Annotated in this window: 18 protein-coding genes; 12 read left to right on the plus strand and 6 right to left on the minus strand. The window is 73.2% G+C overall.

Annotated elements, in window-relative coordinates:
* Positions 1 to 42: 42 nt before the first annotated feature.
* The 4 genes from ACH4OW_RS15250 to ACH4OW_RS15265 form a co-directional block, all read right to left on the minus strand.
* The gene (locus ACH4OW_RS15250) at positions 43 to 834 is read right to left on the minus strand and encodes an ABC transporter permease (RefSeq protein WP_398027942.1); all 792 of its coding nucleotides are present in this window, start codon (positions 832 to 834) and stop codon (positions 43 to 45) included.
* Complete coding sequence (locus ACH4OW_RS15255) at positions 834 to 1,838, minus strand: ATP-binding cassette domain-containing protein (RefSeq protein WP_398027944.1); 1,005 nt, start codon at positions 1,836 to 1,838, stop codon at positions 834 to 836. The genes ACH4OW_RS15250 and ACH4OW_RS15255 overlap by 1 nt, the downstream gene beginning before the upstream one ends.
* A 41-nt stretch (positions 1,839 to 1,879) precedes the next feature.
* On the minus strand, positions 1,880 to 2,770 hold the full coding sequence (locus ACH4OW_RS15260; protein ID WP_360125860.1) for a hypothetical protein: 891 nt from the start codon (positions 2,768 to 2,770) through the stop codon (positions 1,880 to 1,882).
* Between the two features lie 125 nt (positions 2,771 to 2,895).
* Positions 2,896 to 3,417, minus strand: a complete 522-nt coding sequence (locus ACH4OW_RS15265; protein WP_398027946.1) for a hypothetical protein — start codon at positions 3,415 to 3,417, stop codon at positions 2,896 to 2,898.
* A 389-nt stretch (positions 3,418 to 3,806) separates the two neighbouring features.
* On the opposite strand from ACH4OW_RS15265, the gene ACH4OW_RS15270 reads away from it, so the two are divergent.
* From ACH4OW_RS15270 to ACH4OW_RS15305, 8 genes are all read left to right on the plus strand, one after another.
* Positions 3,807 to 4,604: a TIGR03084 family metal-binding protein gene (locus tag ACH4OW_RS15270; RefSeq protein WP_398027948.1), complete on the plus strand. Its 798-nt coding sequence runs from the start codon at positions 3,807 to 3,809 to the stop codon at positions 4,602 to 4,604.
* A complete protein-coding gene (locus tag ACH4OW_RS15275) occupies positions 4,601 to 6,322 on the plus strand; it encodes an acyclic terpene utilization AtuA family protein (protein ID WP_398027950.1) in 1,722 nt (573 codons plus the stop codon). The genes ACH4OW_RS15270 and ACH4OW_RS15275 overlap by 4 nt, the downstream gene beginning before the upstream one ends.
* Positions 6,319 to 7,917: an acyl-CoA carboxylase subunit beta gene (locus ACH4OW_RS15280; protein WP_398027952.1), complete on the plus strand. Its 1,599-nt coding sequence runs from the start codon at positions 6,319 to 6,321 to the stop codon at positions 7,915 to 7,917. Before ACH4OW_RS15275 ends, ACH4OW_RS15280 begins: the two co-directional genes overlap by 4 nt.
* Positions 7,918 to 7,924: 7 nt before the next feature.
* Positions 7,925 to 9,823, plus strand: coding sequence for a biotin carboxylase N-terminal domain-containing protein (locus ACH4OW_RS15285; RefSeq protein ID WP_398027954.1), 1,899 nt, complete (start codon positions 7,925 to 7,927; stop codon positions 9,821 to 9,823).
* A gap of 42 nt (positions 9,824 to 9,865) precedes the next feature.
* Positions 9,866 to 11,035 (plus strand): acyl-CoA dehydrogenase family protein, encoded by a 1,170-nt coding sequence (locus ACH4OW_RS15290; protein WP_398027956.1) that lies wholly within the window; start codon positions 9,866 to 9,868, stop codon positions 11,033 to 11,035.
* A gap of 131 nt (positions 11,036 to 11,166) precedes the next feature.
* Entirely contained in the window at positions 11,167 to 12,759 is a 1,593-nt protein-coding gene (locus ACH4OW_RS15295; protein WP_398027958.1) for a 4-coumarate--CoA ligase family protein, read from the plus strand.
* Positions 12,756 to 13,547: an enoyl-CoA hydratase family protein gene (locus tag ACH4OW_RS15300; RefSeq protein WP_398027960.1), complete on the plus strand. Its 792-nt coding sequence runs from the start codon at positions 12,756 to 12,758 to the stop codon at positions 13,545 to 13,547. Before ACH4OW_RS15295 ends, ACH4OW_RS15300 begins: the two co-directional genes overlap by 4 nt.
* Entirely contained in the window at positions 13,535 to 14,167 is a 633-nt protein-coding gene (locus ACH4OW_RS15305) for a TetR/AcrR family transcriptional regulator (protein WP_360125878.1), read from the plus strand. Before ACH4OW_RS15300 ends, ACH4OW_RS15305 begins: the two co-directional genes overlap by 13 nt.
* A 45-nt stretch (positions 14,168 to 14,212) precedes the next feature.
* Here the strand turns inward: ACH4OW_RS15305 and ACH4OW_RS15310 are convergent, their stop codons facing one another.
* On the minus strand, positions 14,213 to 15,310 hold the full coding sequence (locus ACH4OW_RS15310; protein WP_398027961.1) for a citrate synthase 2: 1,098 nt from the start codon (positions 15,308 to 15,310) through the stop codon (positions 14,213 to 14,215).
* 432 nt (positions 15,311 to 15,742) lie between these two features.
* On the opposite strand from ACH4OW_RS15310, the gene pdxH reads away from it, so the two are divergent.
* Positions 15,743 to 16,432, plus strand: a complete 690-nt coding sequence (pdxH, locus tag ACH4OW_RS15315; RefSeq protein ID WP_398027963.1) for a pyridoxamine 5'-phosphate oxidase — start codon at positions 15,743 to 15,745, stop codon at positions 16,430 to 16,432.
* A gap of 412 nt (positions 16,433 to 16,844) precedes the next feature.
* Positions 16,845 to 18,341: a PAS domain-containing protein gene (locus ACH4OW_RS15320; protein ID WP_398027965.1), complete on the plus strand. Its 1,497-nt coding sequence runs from the start codon at positions 16,845 to 16,847 to the stop codon at positions 18,339 to 18,341.
* Between the two features lie 20 nt (positions 18,342 to 18,361).
* Here ACH4OW_RS15320 and ACH4OW_RS15325 read toward each other — a convergent pair whose 3' ends face one another.
* On the minus strand, positions 18,362 to 19,120 hold the full coding sequence (locus ACH4OW_RS15325) for an SIS domain-containing protein (protein ID WP_360125882.1): 759 nt from the start codon (positions 19,118 to 19,120) through the stop codon (positions 18,362 to 18,364).
* Between the two features lie 311 nt (positions 19,121 to 19,431).
* Between ACH4OW_RS15325 and ACH4OW_RS15330 the strand changes: the two genes are divergently transcribed.
* Positions 19,432 to 20,124 (plus strand): metal-dependent transcriptional regulator, encoded by a 693-nt coding sequence (locus tag ACH4OW_RS15330; RefSeq protein WP_360125884.1) that lies wholly within the window; start codon positions 19,432 to 19,434, stop codon positions 20,122 to 20,124.
* Positions 20,125 to 20,731: 607 nt separating this feature from the next.
* Entirely contained in the window at positions 20,732 to 21,604 is an 873-nt protein-coding gene (locus ACH4OW_RS15335; protein ID WP_360126034.1) for an alpha/beta hydrolase, read from the plus strand.
* Positions 21,605 to 21,625: the final 21 nt, after the last annotated feature.

Genomic DNA, 21,625 nt, shown 5'->3' on the forward strand with positions numbered 1-21,625 from the left:
GTGAAGGTGCGTGCCGGTGAAGTGGCGTGGCGGAGGCGGCGGTTATCGCTTGGCGCCGCTCTTGAAGGTGCGGCGCGCCCACAGGTAGCCGACCAGGGTGAGCGCCACGCACCAGGCGAGGGCGATGGGCGCGCTGGAGCCGATCCCGGTGCCGAGCCACAGGCCGCGCAGGGTCTCGATGATCGGCGTGAAGGGCTGGTACTCGGCGAACCAGCGCAGGCCGGCGGGCATGGACTCGGTCGGCACGATGGCGCTGCCGAGGAACGGCAGGAACGTCAGCGGCATCGGGATGTTGCTGGCGGTCTCGACGTTCTTGGCGACCAGGCCGATGCCCGCGGAAAGCCAGGTCAGCGCCAGGGTGAGCAGGGTGAGCAAGCCGATGACGGCGAGCCATTCGACGGGCGTCGCGGTGGGGCGGAAGCCCATCAGGAGGGCGACGCCGGTGACGAGTGTGACGCTGGCCATCGTCTGGATCACGCTGCCGACGACATGGCCGGTCAGGAACGAGGCGGGGGAGATCGGCATCGTGCGGAAGCGGTTGACGATGCCTTCGGTCTTGTCGCTGCACACGCTGATCGCGGTGGTCAGGGCGCCGGACGTGGCGGCCATCAGGATGATGCCGGGCGCGAGGTAGTCGATGTAGTCGCCGCTGCCGGTGGGCAGGCCGCTGATGCCGGTACCCAGGGCGCTGCCGAAGACGTAGTTGAACAGCAGCAGCATCGCGATGGGCATGATGACGACGGTGAGCGTCAGGGACGGGTAGCGCAGGGCCTTTTTGAGGTTGCGCCGCAGCATCGTCCTGGAGTCCCTGGCGGCGTAGGACATGGTGGCCATCAGACGTTCTCCTTGGACGGGGCGGCGGTGCGGGCGGGGTGGGGCTGACCGGTGAGGGTCAGGAAGACGTCGTCGAGGTCCGGGGTGTGCACGGTGAGGGACTCGGCGTGGAGGCCGGTGGTCTCCAGGGCGTCCAGGACGGCCCGCAGGTTGGGGATGGAGCCGTCGCTGGGGACCTGGAGGGTGAGGGAGTCCTCGTCGGGAGTGGCGATGCCGAAGACGCCCGCCGCGGTGTGCAGGCCCTGCGCGTCGGCGAACCGCACCCGGATGTGGCCGCCGGGGATGCGCTGCTTGAGCTCGTCGGCGGTGCCCTCGGCGATCAGCCTGCCGTGGTCCAGCACGGCGATCCGGTCGGCGAGCTGGTCGGCCTCTTCGAGGTACTGGGTGGTCAGGAAGATGGTCACACCGTCGTCGGCGACGAGGCCGCGGATGATCTCCCACATGGTGCGCCGGCTGCGCGGGTCGAGTCCGGTGGTCGGCTCGTCGAGGAAGATGATGCGCGGATCGCCGACCAGGGTCATCGCCAGGTCCAGCTTGCGCCGCATGCCGCCGGAGAAGGTGACGGCGGTCTTGCCCGCCACCTCCGACAGGTCGAAGCGGCGCAGCAGGTCCTTGGCCCGCCGCTTGCCCTCGCGCCGGTCGAGGTGGTGCAGGTCCGCCATGAGGAGGAGGTTCTCCTCGGCGGTCAGCAGGTTGTCGACGGCCGAGAACTGCCCGGTGACGCCGATGGCGGTGCGCACCGCGTCGGCTTCCCTGGTCAGGTGGTGGCCGGCGACCCGGGCCTCGCCCGCGTCGGCGTCGATGAGCGTGGAGAGGATCTCCACCGTGGTGGTCTTGCCGGCGCCGTTGGGCCCGAGCAGCGCGAAGATGGTGCCTTCGGCGATGTCCAGGTCGATGCCGTCGAGCACGAGCTTGTCGCCGTAGGACTTGCGCAGTCCGGTGGCGGTGATCGCCGACGCCGTCGCGTGCGCGGCGGCGGGCGCGGAAACCTGGGTGGCGGTCATGCCGTTTTCCCTTCGGCGGTGGAGCGTTGGGGTGGGTGGGGTCAGGCGCGGCGGATGACGATGTCGCCGGTCGAGGTGCGGGCGGTCACCTCGACGGTCTCGTCGGATTCCGCGGGCCCCGCGGCGGAGCCGAGCGAGTTGCGTACGGCGCCGTACTTGGTGTGCGTGTCGAGCCAGGCGGCGGTGCCCTCGTGGATGCCCACTTCGAGGTTGCCGACGGCGGTGCGCAGGTCGATGCGGCCGCGGGTGACGTCGCCGACGCGGATGCCGCCGTTGGAGGAGGAGGCGTCGACCCCGGCGCGGGCGACGCCGATGTCGGTGCGGCCGTTGGCGCACTTGGCGCCGACGTCGCCGTGCGCGATGCCGACGGAGATGTCGCCGTTCGCCGCGCTGGTCCGCAGGCCGCCGGTGACCTCGCCGATCTCGATGGCGCCGTTGCTGTTCTTGACGGTCGCCGCGCCGCTGACGGTGCCGATCTCGATCCGGCCCGAGCCGACGACTTCGATGTCCCCGGTCGAGTGGTCCAGCCGGATGTCGCCGTGGTCGGTCCTGAGGTCGGCGCCGGCCGCCTCGTCGACCTGGAGGTCGCCGAGCGAGGTCTTGAGGGTGACCTCTCCGAAGCTGCCCTCGCAGAAGAAGCCGCCCAGGGCCGAGGTGCCCCGGATGTCCGAACCGGCGGGCAGTTCGACGGTCACCTCGATGGTGCCCGGCTTGCCGAACAGGGACCGCTTCTTGGGCGTCTTGATCGCGAGGCGGCCGCCGGAGCAGGTGACCTGGGTCTGCTGTACGGCCTGTACGTCCTTGTCGTCGGCCGCGTTGCGCGGCAGCACCTCGACGACCGTGTCGGTGCGCTTGCCGGCGGTGATACGGGCGGTGCCGCAGTCCAGTTCCAGGGTGGCGGTGATCGGTCCGGTGGTCTCGAAAGCAGGCATGGCTGTGCCGTCCTCTTGGCTCGTGTGGGTGTTTCCGCTGGTGAGGCGGGTGAAGATGACGTCGGCTGGATCGGCGATCCGCCGGTGGAAGCGGGTGGGGCGGGCCGGCGCCCCCAGGCCCTGTCCTAGCGGACCCAGCCGGTGAAGCTCCGGCCGCTCGCGGGCGCGGCGCGGCCCGGCGGGTTCGCGCGCTGCCCGCCGTCGAGGGCGGTGGACACGGCCCGCACCAGCCAGGCGTTGACCGACAGGCCCTCCGTCGTCGCGGCGTCCTCGGCGCGGGCCTTGAGGTGGGCGGGGAGGCGGAAGTTGATCCGCGCCATGGCGCCGTCGTCGGCGTCGGCGGGCGGCGGGGGCGGCGCGGGCGCCGCGAGGGGCTCCGGCTCCTCCCGGCGCGGCTCGGGGGCGGGCGGCGCCGTCACCACGAATTCCGGGTCGAGGCCGCGCAGCCGTACGTCGACCGAGCCCGGCGCCAGCTCCCGTGTGACCTCGCCCATGGCGGCGGACAGTGCGTTCAGGAGGGTCAGGCGGGTGGCGGATTCCAGGGGGGCGGTGAGCCGCTCGGCGAGGGCGCGGGCGTCGTCGCCGCCGGCGTCCGCCGCGACGGCCAGCTCTTGCCGGAGGTTGTCGACGTAGGGCGTGAGGTCCATGACGCCATCATGGCACATTGGTGGCGCCATGGCGAGCCAAAGTGGTGGCACTTTGGCGTATGAGTGATCTGACCTGCGGGTTTCTCAGGAAAAAGGGTGTGCCATGGTGTCGCGGTGGCGGCGTCATGGCTCGTGGCGATGCCGCGGTGGCGCCATGGTGGCGCCGCCGCGGCGCCGGGTGATGTGCCATGGGGTGCCGCGCCGGTGCGCCATGAGGTGCTGCGCCGGTGCCGACGCTGCGGTCGCCCCCGCGCCCCCGTGGTCCCCCGCCCAGAAAATCATGCAGGCGTGCTTGATTGTTTCTCGCCGCGCTGCCACGCTCGGTATCCGCACCGCATGAGTCAACGCGCCCTGCCCCGGCGGCAGATGGCCGACGAGGGGAGTGCCGCGTGTCCGACGCCGACGCCGTACTGGCGGATCTGAAAGCCGAAGGGGACGCGCTCGACGCGCTGGTCGGCGGCCTGGCGCCCGGCCGGTGGGCGGAACCGACACCCGCCGAGGGCTGGACGATCGCCCATCAGATCGGGCACCTGGCCTGGACCGACCGGCAGGCCCTGCTGTCCGCCACCGACCCCGGCGCCTTCCGGGAAGCGGCCCGGCTGGCCCTGACCTCTCCCGCGACGTTCGTCGACGAGGGCGCGGAGGCGGAGGCGCAGGCGCCGCCCGCCGAGTTGCTGGCGCGTTGGCGGGCGGGCCGGGCCGAGCTGTACGAGGCACTGGCCACCCGCACCACGGGGGACAAGATGCCGTGGTTCGCGACGTCGATGAGCACCGCCTCCATGGCCACGGGGCGGCTGATGGAAACCTGGGCGCACGGCCAGGACATCGCCGACACGCTGGGCGTCGTGCGCGAGCCCACCGCGCGGCTGCGGCACGTGGCCCGCATCGGTGTGCGCGCCCGGGACTTCGCGTACGCGGCGCGCGGACTCACGCCCCCGGAGGAGGAGTTCAGGGTCGAGTTGCGTGCTCCCGGCGGCGGCACCTGGGCGTACGGGCCGCAGGGCGCGGCGCAGCGGGTGACCGGCGACGCGCTCGGGTTCTGCCTCCTGGTGACCCAGCGCGCCCACCGCGACGACGTGGACGTACGGGCCGAAGGCGCCGACGCCGAACGCTGGCTGGGCATCGCCCAGGCGTTCGCCGGGCCGCCCGGCAAGGGCCGCGAGCCGGGCGGGCGAGGCGCCAGGTGACCGGCGGCGACGTGCTGCGCGTCGGCAACGCCTCCGGCTTTTACGGCGACCGCTTCGACGCCGTGCGCGAGATGCTCACCGACGGCCCGCTCGACGTTCTCACCGGCGACTACCTCGCCGAACTGACCATGCTCATCCTCGGCCGCGACCGCCTCAAGGACCCCACACGCGGCTATGCGAAGACGTTTCTGCGGCAGCTGGAGGACACCCTCGGCCTGGCTGTCGAGCGCGGGGTACGGATCGTCAACAACGCCGGTGGCCTCAACCCCGCCGGACTGGCCGAGGCCGTACGGGAGTTGGCGGGCCGGGTAGGCGTCCCGGTCCGTGTCGCGCACGTGGAGGGCGACGACCTGCTGCCCCGGTACGGCGGGCGCGCGGGCGTGCTGACCGCCAACGCCTACCTGGGCGGCGGCGGCATCGCCGCGTGCCTGCGGGCCGGCGCCGATGTGGTGGTGACCGGCAGGGTCACGGACGCCGCCCTGGTCAGCGGGGTCGCGGCGGCCCACTTCGGCTGGGCCCCTGCGGACCACGACCGGCTGGCGGGCGCGGTCGTCGCGGGCCATGTCCTGGAGTGCGGCACCCAGGCCACCGGCGGCAACTACTCCTTCTTCGCCGACCGCGACTTCTCCGCCGCCCACGACCTGCGCCGCCCCGGCTTCCCGCTCGCCGAGATCGCCGCCGACGGCTCCTCGGTGATCACCAAGCACCCGGGTACCGGCGGCGCGGTGACCACCGGCACGGTCACCGCGCAACTCCTCTACGAGACGGCCGGCGCGCGCTACCCGGGCCCGGACGTGACCGCGCGCCTGGACACCGTACGGATGACCCAGGACGGCGCCGACCGGGTGCGGATCGACGGGGTGCGCGGCGAGGCCCCGCCACCGGCGCTCAAGGTCGGCCTCACCCGCCTCGGCGGCTGGCGCAACGCGGTCACGTTCGTGCTGACCGGCCTGGACATCGAGGCCAAGGCCGCTCTCGTACGGGAGCAGATGGAAGCGGCCTTCGACGCGGCGAAGCGCCGCCCGGCGTCCGTGGAATGGACGCTGGCCCGCACCGATCACGCGGACGCCGCCGTCCAGGAGGAGGCGAGCGCCCTGCTGCGGCTGGTGGTGCGGGACGCCGACCAGGACGCGGTGGGCCGGGTGGTCAGCGGGGCGGCGGTCGAGCTGGCGCTCGGCAGCATCCCCGGCTTCCATGTGACGGCGCCGCCGGGCAAGGGCGAGCCGTACGGGGTCTTCGAGGCGGAGTACGTGGCCGCCGCGGACGTGCCGCACACCGCCGTGCTCCCGGACGGCAGCCGCACCGAACTGCCCCCACCTGCGGAAACCCGTGAGCTGGCACCGCTCGCCGAACCCCCGCTCTCCGAACCCCTCGCCCACGACGGCCGGACGCGCCGCGCCCCGCTCGGCCTGGTGGCCGGTGCCCGCAGCGGCGACAAAGGCGGCTCCGCCAACGTCGGCGTATGGGCCCGTACGGACGCGGCCTGGCGCTGGCTGGCCCACGAGCTGACCGCCGACCGGCTGCGCGAACTCCTCCCGGAGACGGCGGACCTGCCCGTCACCCGCCACGTCCTGCCCAACCTGCGTTCCCTGAACTTCGTGATCGACGGCCTGCTGGGCGCGGGCGTCGCCGCGCAGGCCCGCTTCGACCCGCAGGCCAAGGCACTGGGGGAGTGGCTGCGCGCCCGCCACCTGGACATACCGGAGGTATTGCTGTGACCGTGCTCGGCAGCGGACTGGACCCGTCGGGGCCCGAGTACGCGGCGAACCGCGAGGCGATGCTCGCCAGGCTGGCGGAGCTCGACGCGGAACACGCCAAGGCCATCGCCGGGGGCGGCGCGAAGTACGTCGAGCGGCACCGTAAGCGCGGCAAGCTGCTCGCCCGCGAACGCATCGAACTGCTCCTCGACCCCGACACGCCGTTCCTCGAACTGTCGCCGCTGGCGGCCTGGGGCAGCGACTACGCGGTGGGCGCCTCCCTGATCACCGGCATCGGCGTCATCGAGGGCGTGGAGTGCCTGGTCACCGCCAACGACCCGACCGTACGCGGCGGCGCCTCCAACCCCTGGACACTGAAAAAGGCGCTGCGCGCCAACGAGATCGCCTTCGCCAACCGGCTGCCCGTGGTCTCCCTGGTCGAATCCGGCGGCGCGGACCTGCCCAGCCAGAAGGAGATCTTCATCCCGGGCGGTGCCCTGTTCAAGGACATCACCCGGCTGTCCGCTGCCGGCATCCCGACCGTCGCCGTCGTCTTCGGCAATTCGACCGCCGGTGGCGCGTACATCCCCGGCATGTCCGACCACGTGATCATGGTCAAGGAGCGGGCGAAGGTCTTCCTCGGCGGGCCGCCGCTGGTCAAGATGGCCACCGGCGAGGAGAGCGACGACGAGTCGCTGGGCGGCGCCGAGATGCACGCCCGTACGTCCGGACTCGCCGACCACTTCGCCGTGGACGAGCCGGACGCGCTCCGGCAGGCCCGCCGGGTCGTCGCCCGCCTGAACTGGCAGAAGGCGCACGGAGATCCCGGGCCGGCCGAACCGCCCAAGTACGACGAGGACGAACTGCTCGGCATCGTCCCCGGCGACCTCAAGGCCCCCTTCGACCCGCGCGAGGTCATCGCGCGCATCGTGGACGGCTCGGACTTCGACGAGTTCAAGCCGCTGTACGGGCCTTCGCTCACGACCGGGTGGGCCCGGCTGCACGGCTACCCGGTCGGCATCCTCGCCAACGCGCAAGGCGTGCTGTTCAGCGCGGAGTCGCAGAAGGCGGCCCAGTTCATCCAGCTCGCCAACCAGCGCGACATCCCGCTGGTCTTCCTGCACAACACCACCGGCTACATGGTCGGCAAGGAGTACGAGCAGGGCGGCATCATCAAGCACGGCTCGATGATGATCAACGCGGTCAGCAACTCGCGGGTGCCGCATCTGTCGGTCCTCATGGGCGCCTCGTACGGCGCCGGGCACTACGGCATGTGCGGCCGCGCCTACGACCCGCGCTTCCTGTTCGCCTGGCCCAGCGCCAAATCCGCCGTCATGGGCCCGCAGCAGCTCGCCGGGGTGCTGTCGATCGTGGCGCGCGCTTCCGCCGCCGCCAAGGGGCAGCCGTACGACGACGAAGGGGACGCCGCGCTGCGCGCCATGGTGGAGCAGCAGATCGAGTCCGAGTCGCTGCCGATGTTCCTGTCCGGGCGGCTGTACGACGACGGCGTGATCGACCCGCGCGACACCCGTACCGTCCTCGGCCTGTGCCTGTCCGCCGTCCACACCGCACCCGTCGAAGGCGCGCGCGGCGGCTTCGGCGTCTTCCGGATGTGAGGAACCTGTGATCTCTTCCCTCCTCGTCGCCAACCGTGGCGAGATCGCCCGCCGGATCTTCCGCACCTGCCGGGAGCTGGGCATCGCGACGGTGGCCGTGTACTCCGACGCGGACGCCGACGCGCCGCACGTCCGCGAGGCCGACGCCGCTGTACGCCTGCCGGGCAGCGCCCCCGCCGACACCTACCTGCGCGGCGACCTGATCGTGAAGGCCGCGCACGCCGCCGGAGCCGACGCCGTACACCCCGGCTACGGCTTCCTCTCCGAGAACGCGGGCTTCGCCGCCGCCGTCGCCGACGCGGGCCTGACCTGGGTCGGCCCGCCGCCCGCCGCGATCGAGGCGATGGCGTCCAAGACGCGCGCGAAGGAGCTGATGGCGGCGGCCGGGGTGCCGCTGCTCGCCCCCGTCGACCCGGAGCGGGCCACGGACGCCGATCTGCCGCTGCTGGTGAAGGCGGCGGCGGGTGGCGGTGGGCGCGGCATGCGCGTCGTACGGGAACTGGCCGACCTGCCGGGGGAGCTGGCGGCGGCGCGGGCCGAGGCCGCGTCGGCGTTCGGGGACGGCGAGGTCTTCGCCGAGCCGTACGTGATCGGCGGCCGGCACGTCGAGGTGCAGGTCCTCGCCGACGCGCACGGCACGGTCTGGACGCTCGGCACCCGCGACTGCTCCCTCCAGCGCCGCCACCAGAAGGTCGTCGAGGAGGCCCCAGCGCCCGGCCTCTCCGACGAACTGCGCGCCACCCTTCACACGGCCGCCGCCGACGCCGCCCGCACCATCGGCTACCGCGGCGCGGGCACCGTCGAATTCCTGGTCTCCGCCACCGGCCACGCCCACTTCCTGGAGATGAACACCCGCCTCCAGGTCGAGCACCCGGTCACCGAGGCCGTGTACGGCGTCGATCTGGTCGCCCTGCAAGTGCGGGTGGCCGAGGGGGAAGCGCTGCCGGACGAGCCGCCCGCGCCGCACGGCCACGCCGTGGAGGCCCGGCTGTACGCGGAGGACCCGGCGGCGGGCTGGCAGCCGCAGACCGGCACGCTGCACCACCTGTCCGTGCCCGGCGGGGTCCGTCTCGACTCCGGGGTGGCGGACGGCACCGTCATCGGCGTCCACTACGACCCGATGCTGGCCAAGGTCATCGCCTGGGCGCCGAGCCGCGCCGAGGCCGTACGGAAGCTGGCGGGTGCGCTGGAACGGGCCCGCGTGCACGGTCCGGTCACCAACCGCGACCTGCTCGTCCGGTCCCTGCGCCACCCCGGGTTCGCCTCCGCTTCCGGCCTGGACACCGGCTTCTACGACCGCAACCTGGACGAGCTGACGGCGGCACCCGACGCCACGGTCACCGGCCTGTGCGCACTGGCCGCCGCCCTCGCCGACGCACACGGCCGGTCCCGCTTCGGCGGCTTCCGCAACGTACCGTCGCAGCCGCAGACCAAGACGTACGCCTGCGGCGGCACCGAGCACGAGATCCGGTACCGGCTGGGTCGCGAAGGGCTGCACGCCGAGGACTTTCCCGGCGTACGGCTGCTGTCGGCGGCGCACGGGCGCGTCGTGCTGGAAGTGGGCGGCGTACGGCGCGAGTTCACCGTCACCCCCCACGGTGACCAGGTTTTCGTCGACTCTGCCGCCGGCTCCCGCACCCTGACCGCCCTGCCCCGCTTCCCCGACCCCTCCGCCCGCGCCGAACCGGGTTCGCTGCTCGCGCCCATGCCCGGCACCGTCGTACGCGTGGCGGACGGCCTGGCCGAGGGCGACCGCGTCGAGGCCGGTGCCCCGCTGCTCTGGCTCGAAGCCATGAAGATGGAACACAAGATCACCGCCCCCGCCTCCGGCACGCTGACCGCCCTGCACGTCAAGGCCGGCCAGCAGGTCGAGGTCGGTACGCCGCTGGCCGTCGTCACCGAGTGAGACACAGGTTTTCGACGCCCTCCTCCCCCTGAAGGAGTTCCCGTGAGCAACCCCGTGATCGAGACCGAGGAACACCGCGCCCTCCGCGCGTCCGTCGCCGCGCTCGGCAAGCGCTACGGACGCGAGTACTTCGCCCGCGTCGTCGCCGAGGGCAAGCACACCGACGACCTGTGGGCCGAGGCCGCCAAGCTGGGCTACCTGGGGGTGAACCTGCCCGAGGAGTACGGCGGCGGAGGCGGCGGCATCGCCGAACTCTCCATCGTGCTGGAGGAGCTGGGAGCGGCCGGCTGCCCGCTGCTCATGCTCGTCGTCTCGCCCGCCATCTGCGGCACCGTCATCGCCCGCTTCGGCACGGAGGAACAGAAGCGGACCTGGCTGCCCGGCCTCGCCGACGGCTCCCGCAAGATGGCCTTCGGCATCACCGAGCCGGACGCCGGCTCCAACTCGCACCGCATCACCACCACCGCCCGCCGCGACCCGGCCACCGGCGAGTGGGTCCTCAACGGGCGCAAGGTCTTCATATCGGGCGTGGACATCGCCGAGGCCACCGTGATCGTCGGCCGCACCGAGGACGCCCGTACCGGCAAGCTCAAGCCCTGTCTGTTCATCGTCCCGCGCGACGCCGCCGGGTTCGGACGCAGCCAGATCGCCATGGAACTGGGCGCACCCGAAAAGCAGTTCGAACTGACGCTCGACGACGTACGGCTGCCCGCCGATGCGCTGGTCGGCGACGAGGACGCGGGGCTGCTCCAGCTCTTCGCCGGGCTCAACCCCGAACGCATCATGACCGCCGCCTTCGCCCTCGGCATGGCCCGATACGCGATCGGGCGGGCCGTCGACTACGCCCGCACCCGCCAGGTCTGGAAGGAACCCATCGGCGCCCACCAGGCCGTCGCCCACCCCCTCGCCCAGGCCCACATCGAGACCGAACTCGCCCGCCTGATGATGCAGAAGGCCGCCCACCTGTACGACGCGGGCGACGACCTGGGCGCGGGCGAGGCCGCCAACATGGCCAAATACGCGGCCGGGGAGGCGGCCGTCAAGGCCGTGGACCAGGCCGTGCACACCCTCGGCGGCAACGGGCTGACCCGCGAATACGGCCTGGCCGGCCTGATCACCGCGGCCCGCGTCGCCCGGATCGCACCGGTCAGCCGGGAAATGATCCTCAACTACGTCTCCCACCAGAGCCTCGGCCTGCCGAAGTCCTACTGACCTGGCGCCCCCGGCATCGCGGTCGCCGTACTGACAACCGCACCCGCAACCGCGATGCTGCACGCACACGGACAGGCGCCCGCCCGCGCCCGCACCGGCACCGGGCGAGCGCCGCTGCTGAGGGGATGGCCATGCTCTTTCACAGTGAGTACGCCGACGTCGCGCCCGTCGACCTGCCGATCCACGAGGCCGTGCTGGGCCGGTCGGCCGTCGAGCACGCCGCCCTGCCCGCGCTGATCGACGGCCAGGACGGCACCACGGTCAGCTACGCCGAACTCGACGGCGCCGTCCGCCGCATCGCCGCCGCGCTGGCCGACGCCGGGGTGCGCCCCGGTGACGTCCTCGCCCTGCACAGCCCCAACACCATCGCCTACCCGGCCGTCTTCTACGCCGCCTCCCGCTGCGGCGCCGCCGTCACCACCGTCCACCCCCTGTGCACCTCGGGCGAGTTCGCACAGCAACTGCGCGACTCCGAGGCCAACTGGATCGTGACCGTCTCACCGCTGCTGGAGACGGCCCGCAGCGCCGCCGAACAGTCCGGCGGCATCACCGAGGTCTTCGTCTGCGACGGCGCGGTCGGGCACCGCTCCGTACGCGACATGATCGCCTCCACCGCGCCGGAACCGGCCGTCCGCACCGACCCGGCCCGCGACGTGGCCGTCCTGCCGTACTCCTCCGGCACCACCGGCACGCCCAAGGGCGTGATGCTCACCCACCGGTCCATCGCCACCAACCTCGCCCAGCTCGACAAACTGATCGGCAGCGGCCCCGGCGACCGCGTCCTGGCCTGTCTGCCGTTCTTCCACATCTACGGGCTGACCGCCCTCCTGAACGCCCCGCTGCGCAACGGCTCCACCGTCGTCGTGCTGCCCCGCTTCGACCTCGAACCCTTCCTGCACACCATCGAGAAGTACCGGGTCAACGCGGTGTACGTGGCCCCGCCCATCGTCCTGGCCCTCGCCAAGCACCCCTCCGTCGCCCGGTACGACCTGTCCTCGCTCGACTTCGTCGTCAGCGCCGCCGCCCCGCTGGACGCCCGGCTCGCCGACGCCTGCGCCCGGCGCCTGGGCCTCCCGTACGTCATGCAGGGCTTCGGCATGACCGAACTCTCGCCCGGCACCCACGCCGTGCCGCTGAACGCCGTGGCCCCGCCGCCCGGCACGGTCGGCAAGCTGCTGCCCAGCACCGAGATGCGCATCCGCTGCACGGACACCGGCAAGGACCTCGGCACCGGCGAGAGCGGCGAGATCCTCATCCGCGGCCCGCAGGTCATGAAGGGCTACCTCGGTCGCCCCGCGGAGACCGACGCCATGATCGACGCCGACGGCTGGCTGCACACCGGCGACATCGGGCGGGTGGACGACGACGGCTGGCTCTACGTCGTGGACCGCGTCAAGGAACTGATCAAATACAAGGGCTACCAGGTGGCGCCGGCCGACCTCGAAGCGGTGCTGCTCGCCCACGACGGCGTCGCGGACGCCGCGGTCATCGGCGTCACCGACGCGGACGGCAACGAGATCCCCAAGGCGTACGTCGTACGGCAGCGCGGCGAGGCGGGGGCCCGGCTCACCGAGGACGACATCGTCGCGTACGTTGCCGGGCAGGTCGCCCCCTACAAGAAAGTGCGGCGGGTGGAGTTCACGGACGCCGTGCCACGCTCCGCCACCGGCAAGATCCTGCGGCGCGAACTGCGCGCCAGGGAAAGGAGTTCCACGGCCTCATGACCGACGCGACACCGGACCACGCGCCGGACGCCCCGCTGGTACGGCACGCCCGCGAGCGGGGCGTCACCACCCTCACCCTGGACTCCCCGCACAACCGCAACGCGCTCTCCCGGCGCCTGGTCGCCGAACTCCACGCGGCGCTGGCGGCCGCGGCCGCCGACGACGGCACGCGGGCCGTGCTGCTCACACACACCGGGACGACGTTCTGCGCCGGCGCGGACCTGACGGAAGCCACGGACCCGGACGCTGCCGCGGCCTCCGGCCCCCTCGGCCTCGCCCGCCTCCTGCGCACCGTCGTCGAACTCCCCAAACCCGTCGTCGCCAAGGTCACCGGGCACGTACGGGCCGGCGGCCTCGGCCTCCTCGGCGCCTGCGACCTCTCCGCAGCCGGGCCCGGCGCCACCTTCGCCTTCACCGAAGCCCGCCTCGGCCTCGCGCCCGCGGTCATCTCCATGCCGCTGCTGCCCCGCATGGACCCGCGGGCCGCGGCCCGCTACTACCTCACCGGCGAACGCTTCGACGCCGCCGAAGCGGCCCGCACCGGCCTGATCACCCTCGCCGCCGACGACCCGGACGCCGCGCTGGAACCCGTACTCGCCGGTCTGCGCAAAGGCTCCCCCCAGGGCCTGGCGGCTTCCAAGGCACTCGTCACGGCGGACGTCCTGCGGGCCTTCGACCGCGACACGGCGGCCCTCGCCGACACCTCGGCGCGCCTGTTCGCCTCCGAAGAGGCCCGCGAGGGCATGACCGCCTTCCTCCAGCGCAGGGAACCGTCATGGGCACGGTGACCCCGGCCCGCGCCCCCAAGGAACCGCAGCAGGAACGCAGCCGCGCCACCCGCCGCGCCCTCCTGGAGGCGGCCGTCTCCTGCCTCGCCGAACGCGGCTGGGGCGGCAGCACGGTCGCGGTCGTCGCGGAACGCGCCGGCGTCTCCCGGGGCGCGGCCCAGCACCACTTCCGCACTCGCGAGGATCTGTTCACGGCGGCCGTCGAACACGTCGCGGAGATGCGGCAGGGCGCGCTCCAGGCCGTCGCCCACGACCTGCCGCCCGCCGGCTCCGCCGCCCGCACCCGGATCATCGTCGAGGAGATCGTCGGCCTCTACACGGGCCCGCTGTTCCGCGCCGCCCTCCACCTGTGGGTCGCCGCGTCGGACGAGGACCAGCTGCGCGACCGGGTCACGGCACTGGAGGCCCGCGTGGGCCGCGAGGCCCACCGCACCGCCGTCGCCCTCCTCGGCGCCGACGAGTCCGTGCCCGGCGTCCGCGAGACCGTACAGGGCCTCCTGGACATGGCCCGCGGCCTCGGCCTCGCCAACCTCCTGACCGACGACAAACCCCGCCGCGACCGCGTCGTCACCCAGTGGGCCCACATCCTCGACACGGTGCTGAACGGGGGGCGGCAGTAAGGGGCGGCAGCAGGGCCGAACGCCCCGCCACCGCCCCTGCCACCATCACGCAGGCAGCGTGTAGCCCTCCACCGCCTCGGGACCGCGCGGCCCCGGGCCCACGTACTTGGCCGACGGGCGGACCAGGCGGCCCGTCCGCTTCTGTTCGAGGATGTGGGCGCTCCACCCGGCCGTACGGGCACACGTGAACATCGACGTGAACATGTGCGCCGGCACCTCGGCGAAGTCCAGCACGATCGCCGCCCAGAACTCCACGTTCGTGGCCAGGACCCGGTCGGGACGCCGGTTGTGCAGCTCTTCCAGGGCCGCCTTCTCCAGCGCCTCGGCGATCTCGAAGCGCGGCGCGCCCAGCTCGCGCGCGGTGCGCCGCAGGACGCGCGCCCGCGGGTCCTCGGCCCGGTAGACGCGGTGGCCGAAGCCCATCAGCCGCTCGCCGCGGTCCAGCGCCCCCTTGACGTACGCCGTCGCGTCACCCGTCCGCTCGATCTCCTCGATCATGCCGAGGACCCGGGACGGCGCACCGCCGTGCAGCGGCCCCGACATCGCGCCGACCGCGCCCGACAGCGCGGCCGCCACGTCGGCACCGGTCGAGGCGATCACCCGCGCGGTGAACGTGGACGCGTTCATGCCGTGCTCGGCCGCCGAGGTCCAGTACGCGTCCACGGCCGCCACGTGCTTGGGGTCCGGCTCGCCGCGCCAGCGCTTCATGAACCGCTCGACGATCGTGCCGGCCTTGTCGATCTCCTTCTGCGGCACCATCGGCAGGCCCTGCCCGCGCGCCGACTGGGCGACGTACGACAGTGCCATGACCGCGGCCCGCGCCAGCTCGTCACGGGCGGTCTCCACGTCGGTGTCCAGCAGCGGCTTGAGGCCCCACACCGGCGCGAGCATCGCCAGCGCGGACTGCACGTCCACCCGGATGTCGCCGGAGTGGACCGGGATCGGGAACGGCTCGGCGGGCGGCAGCCCGGGGTTGAACGACCCGTCGACCAGCAACCCCCACACGTTCCCGAAGGAGACCTTCCCGACGAGGTCCTCGATGTCGACACCGCGGTACCGGAGGGCGCCGCCCTCCTTGTCCGGTTCGGCGATCTCCGTCTCGAACGCGACGACTCCTTCGAGTCCGGGTACGAAGTCGGACATCAGGCGGCTCCTCAAGATGTGGACGGCATGCGGCTCATGATGCGGCTCATGACCAAGATGCCGTGCGTTCGAGATCTGTCAGGTCGATCCGGCCGGGCCGGGCCCGTGCGGCCCGCCCGTCTCCCGGTCCGGTTACGCGGCCGAGGGGCTCGCGGTCCGTACCGGTCACTGGCGTCATGCCCCGCGCGGGCGTTGGTCACCCGACCGTCACCCGTGGCGACCCGCCCGGGACACGTCACTTCGATCACTCCAGGGCGGACACGATATCCCGCGGTGTCGTGGGGCCGCAGTGGCTCGCGGGACGATTTTGGCCGGTCCGGCACGTGCCGTGAAGCGTGACGTCCGGCACACCGGTCGATTCGCTTACGGGAGGGTTACGCCCGGCCGTCAAAGGGCAGACTTCCCTGCCACCGGCTGCCCCAACGGGCCCGCATGCTGCAAGATGTGGCCGTGCACCCCGCCGACACGCCCACCCCGGACCCACTCGACCCTTCCGCCATGCGGGCGCAGTACCGCGCCGAGGGGCTCGACGAGACAGAGCTCGCCCCCAGCCCCTACGACCAGTTCGCGCGCTGGTTCAAGGAAGCGGCCGCGAGCGGACTGCACGAGCCGAACGCGATGGTCGTCTCGACGGCCGACGCGGCGGGCCGGCCCAGCTCAAGGACCGTACTGCTCAAGCGCTTCGACGAGCACGGCTTCGTCTTCTTCACCAACTACACCAGCCGCAAGGGCCGCGACCTGGCGGAGAACGCGCACGTCTCGCTGCTCTTCCCGTGGCACCCGCTCGCCCGCCAGGTGATCGTGTCGGGCACCGCCGAGCGCATCGGGCGCGACGAGACGGCCGCGTACTTCCGTACCCGCCCGCACGGCTCGCAGCTGGGCGCCTGGGCCAGCGACCAGTCGGCGCCGGTCGCCTCCCGCGCCGAACTGGAGGAAGCGTACGGCTCCTTGGCGGCCCGCTACCCCGAAGGCGAGCAGGTCCCGGCGCCGCCGCACTGGGGCGGCATCCGGGTGACCGCGCAATCCGTGGAGTTCTGGCAGGGCCGCGAGAACCGCCTGCACGACCGGCTGCGCTACGACCGGGACGGGGACGGCTGGTCCGTCGTACGGCTTGCGCCCTGAGAGCGGGCGCCCGGGCCCGCGGCCGCGCCGCGGGCCCGCAAACGCAGACGACCCGCGGGCCACACCCCGCGCGCCGTGGGCGCGCGGAGGCCGGTCGGACGAACCGGCAGCCCGCGGGTCGGGTGACTGCTTGGGATTGGCCGGCTGCGCAGTTGTTTCCTGCGCTGGTCCGGCGCTGCACACTGAGTGCGACGACGGGCCGCTAGCCCGCAGTCACCTCACGCGTCCGGTGCGAAATCATCTGCCGAACCACCTCCCTTCTCGTGTGCCTCACACCCTAGGAACCGGCCCCGCGGCCGCACAACCGAATTTCCCGCGGCAGCGATTTCGGCGAATGGGGTGTGGGCTGCGTCACGTTCCAGTTGAATGATCCGGCATGCAGCACGTGCGACCGCGTTCGTAGGGGGTGCCAGTGGCTGCTTCGTCTTCGTCGTCCTCGTCGTCCTCGTCGCACCGCTCCGAGGCCATACCGCCCGGGGGCCGGGGCCGGCCGGCGGACCAGGGCCCGCCGCCGGAGGACGCGCACGCGAACGACCCTTCCGGCGCTGACCCCGGGCCCCAGCCGGACCACGAGGACTCCGGCCTGCTCGCCGCCCTGCTGGACGGCATGGACGCCGCGCTGTGCGCCTTCGGGGCGGACGGCACGGTCACGCACTGGAACCGCGAGGCCGAGCGCATCCTCGGCTGGTCGGCGGCCGAGGCGGTCGGCAGGCCCGGGCTCACCGGCTGGGCGGTACGCAAGGAGGACGCGGACGAGGTGGAGTCCTGGCTGCTGGCGGCGGCACGGTCCCCGGGGCGCCAGGTCCACGAGTTCGCGCTGCTGACCAAGGACGGGCGCCGGGTCCTGGTCCGTACCCAGTCCTCCGCCGTCCTCGGCCCCGACGGGCGCCCGGCGGGCGTCTACTGCGCGTTCAGCGAGGCGCACACCCAGATCGACCTGGAACGCTCCATCGCCCTGAGCGAGGCGCTGTTCGTGGACGCTTCCTGGGGCGTCGTGCTGGTCGACGCCGACCTGCGGCCCGCGGTCGTCAACGCGCACGCGGCCCGCGCCCTCGGCATGGGCCGCACGGCCGTGCTGGGGCGCCCGCTGGGCGACCTGCTGACGCAAGGGGTGGAGGAGCTGGAGGGCGCCCTGACGCACGTCCTGGCGGAGGGCACCCCGCCGGCCGCCGCCGAGCTGTGGGTGACGCTGCGGTCCGACGAGGCCGAACCGACCCGCCGGTGCTGGCGCAGCGGCTTCCTGCGGCTCGCCTCGCCGCTGGCGGAGGAGCCGGTGCCGCTGGGCGTGGGCTGGCTCTTCCAGGACGTCACGGAGGCCAAGCGGGCGGAGCAGGAAGGCTCGCTGCTGCGCTTCCGCGCCCAGCAGCTGCACCGTGCCGGGCGGGCGGCGGGGGAGTGCGAGGACCCGATGGAGGCGGCGGCGGTCCACCTCGACTTCGCGCTGGCCGGATTCGCCGACCACGGGCTGATCGACGTGGTGGCGGGCGGGGGCGAGCGGCCGGGCGGTGCCGCCGACGCCTCCACCGAGGGCACGCCGTCACTCGTACGGGCCATCGCCTCGCCGGCGGGTGCGCCGGGGCCCTCCGAGGCCGTACCGGCGACCGGCATCCCGGTGGCCTACGCGGCGGGCCACCCGGCAGGGCAGGCGCTGGAGCGGTGCGGCTCGGTGCGGGCCGGTGCGGGCACCGGGATCGCCGAGGGCTGGGCGGCGGCCCGCAAGTGGCCGGACGGCACGGTGCACGGCCTGTGCGTGGTGCTGCGCAGCCGGGGCCGGACGCTGGGCGTGGCGACGTTCCTGCGCGGGCCCTCGCGCCGTCCCTTCGACCGGGCGGACGCGGCGTACGCGGAAGACGTCGCCTCCCGGATCGCCGCGGCCCTCGACCTGGCGGGTCTTCCGGCGCCACGGTGACGCGGCGGGCCCGGGGCGCCCTACTGCCGGTAGTAGATCCGGTCCGCGTACTCCCGCATCACCCGGCCGTTCCAGTCGTGGCCGCCGTCCACGTTCCCGGAGCGCAGCAGCGGCGGGTCGATGCCGCGGTCGGCGAGCACGCCGGCGGCGGTCGCGACGACGGACTGCATGATCGCGCTGGTGACGACCGTCGAGGCGGGCGCGAACGGCGCCTCGATGCCGGGCAGCGTCAACTCCGCGTCACCCACCTGGATCTTGCTGTCCAGGACGATGTCGCAGTGGTCCCTCAGGTGCGTGCCGGACACGTGCCGGGACCTGGTCTGCTCCGCGTACGCCACCGACGTCAGGCCGATGACTTTCAGGCCGAGCGCCCGCGCGTTCACGGCCATTTCCACGGGCAGGGAGTTGCGCCCGGAGAGCGAGACGACGATCAGTACGTCACCGGCCTCCAGGGGGCTGGTGTCCAGCACGGCACCGGCCAGCCCGTCCACCCGCTCCAGCGCGCTGCCGAGCGTCGCCGGCCGTACGTCGACACCGACGACGCCCGGCACGGTCAGCAGGTTCATGATGGCGAGTCCGCCGGCCCGGTAGACGGTGTCCTGCGCGGCGAGGGAGGAGTGCCCGGCGCCGAAGGCGAAGACCCGGCCGCCGGCCTCGACGGTGTCGGCGATCAGCGTCCCGGCCGCGCCGATCCGCTCGTCCTCCTCGTCGCGCACCCGGCGCAGCAGGTCGATCGCGGCGTCGAAGTACTTCCCGGCCAACCGGTTGCTCTCGCCCATCGCCGCGGGGCCCCTCTCGTCGGTGTCCAACGATCTTGTACGTTGGTTCTCGTACTTCTCTGTACTTCTCCGTGGCGCGGATCACGTTGCGGTCTGGACCAGTGCCCTGTCAATACGGTGAACGCGCCGGACGACGACCGGGTGGACACCTTCCGGCCGCCCGGATGTCGCCCGGGTGCCGCCCGGCCGCCGGGCCGGGGGTGCCGACGCGGGACTCCGGCGGGCGCGGCGGCGGCCGACGCGGGACCGTTGTCGGTGCGATGCGTCAGAATTGAGGTCAGGGCCACCGCACGACACATCAAGGGGCACGCATGTCCGGACTGATCGACACCACGGAGATGTATCTCCGCACCATCCTCGAACTGGAAGAGGAAGGTGTGGTCCCGATGCGCGCCCGGATCGCCGAGCGGCTCGAACAGAGCGGCCCGACGGTCAGCCAGACCGTGGCGCGCATGGAGCGGGACGGCCTGCTCACGGTCGCGGGCGACCGCCACCTGGAGCTCACCGAGGAGGGCCGCCGGCTGGCGACCCGCGTCATGCGCAAGCACCGGCTCGCCGAGTGCCTGCTCGTCGACGTGATCGGGCTGGAGTGGGAGCAGGTGCACGCCGAGGCGTGCCGCTGGGAGCACGTGATGAGCGAGGCGGTCGAGCGCCGCGTCGTGGAGCTGCTGCGCCACCCGACGGAGTCGCCGTACGGCAACCCGATCCCGGGCCTGGAGGAGCTGGGCGAGAAGGCCGAGGCCGACCCGTTCCTGGACGCGGGCATGGTCAGCCTGATGGACCTGGAGGCCGGCGCGGACGGCAAGACGGTCGTGGTGCGCCGCATCGGCGAGCCGATCCAGGCCGACGCCCAGCTCATGTACACGCTGCGGCGGGCCGGTGTGCAGCCGGGCGCGGTGGTCAGCGTGACCGATTCGCCGTCGGGTGTCCTCATCGGCAGCAGCGGTGAGGCCGCGGAGCTGGAATCCGAGATCGCCGCGCACGTTTTCGTGGCCAAGCGCTGACCCGCCGCACCCCGCCGGCCCCGGGCTGACCTGGCGCGGAGGCCGGTCCCGCCGGGCCGTCACCTCCGGTGCGCGACAGCGGAGTTGGCGGAACGCGAGCGGTGCGTCCCGAGGCGTGTCACGCTGGCGCTGAGCATGCGTGCGGCCGGCCGCGAAGGCGTCCGGACGTATGTGTGCGGGCAGTGGGAACGCGACGTGTGGCGCCGAGACCTGGGAGCAGGTGGCCGCGGGCGGACGGGGCATGCCGTGCCCGCCGCGGCCCTCCCGGGTCGAAAGGGGGCTGGGGTGAGGGCTGGGGCGGCTCTTGACGACTTCGGCACGTTTCCCGGCCCCGAGAACAACCAGGGCCCCGGCGCTGCGAGCAGCCGGGGCCCCGCCTCCCCATGTCCCCCCGCCAAGACCCGGAGCCCCGAGCTCCCAGGGTCTTTCCCCGTGGGCCCCCTTCCCGGTGGGGCCCGCCTCCCGCTACGTGTCTCCCCTCGGCGCAGACCGGCAATCCTTGAGCGTGGTCACCCGTACGAGGGTTATTGGGCGCAGAAACAGCCTATTCGAATAGGGGTTCGATAGTGTGGGGCTGCTCAAGGACCGAATGGGGGTGCCAGGGCCCGTGGTGCGGCGCATCGACGTGACAGGGACCGGCGGCGTGCGGCTCGCCGCCTGGGAGTTCACCGACCCCCCGAAGGCAGGCCGGGGCGGCGAGGAGGGCGAGCGGGGCCCCGGGGTGCTCCTCCTGCACGGCCTCATGGGCCGCGCGTCCCACTGGGCCGAGACCGCCCGCTGGCTGGGCTCCCGGTGCCGCCCGGTCGGCCTGGACCAGCGCGGCCACGGCCGCAGCGAGAAGCCCCCGGAGGGTCCGTACGACCGCGAGGCGTACGTCGCCGACGGCATCGCCGCCATCGAACAGCTCGGGCTGGCACCCGCCGTCCTCATAGGCCACTCCATGGGCGCCCTGACGGCCTGGCAGGTGGCGGCCCGCCGCCCCGACCTCGTCAGCGCGCTGGTCGTCTGCGACATGCGCGCCTCGGCCCTGGGCGCGGCCTCGCAGCAGGAATGGGCGGACTGGTTCAGGTCCTGGCCGGTCCCGTTCGCCACGCTCGCCGACGTACGCAGGTGGTTCGGCGAGGAGGACCCGACCCTGGAGCGCCCCACGCCCGCACGCGGCGAGTTCTTCGCCGAGGTCATGGCCGAGCGCGCGGACGGCTGGCGCCCGGTCTTCTCCCGCCACCAGATGCTCACCGCCCGCGAGACGTGGGTCCACGACGCGCACTGGGAAGACCTCGCCCTGGTGCGGTGCCCCACACTCGTGGTCCGCGGCCTCGACGGCGAGCTGGGCCGCGCCGAGGCCCAGGAGATGGTCCGCGTCCTCCCGCACGGCGTGTATGCCGAGATCCCCGACGCGGGCCACTGGCTGCCCTGGGAGGCCCCCGAGGAGTGGCGGGGCGTGCTCGGACCTTTCCTCGAATCCGTCCTGCCGCCCTGACGCGTCGGTAGTGTCCCGTCC

This window comes from Streptomyces sp. NPDC017056, from assembly GCF_044332485.1.
In the GTDB taxonomy this organism is placed as follows: Bacteria; Actinomycetota; Actinomycetes; order Streptomycetales; family Streptomycetaceae; genus Streptomyces.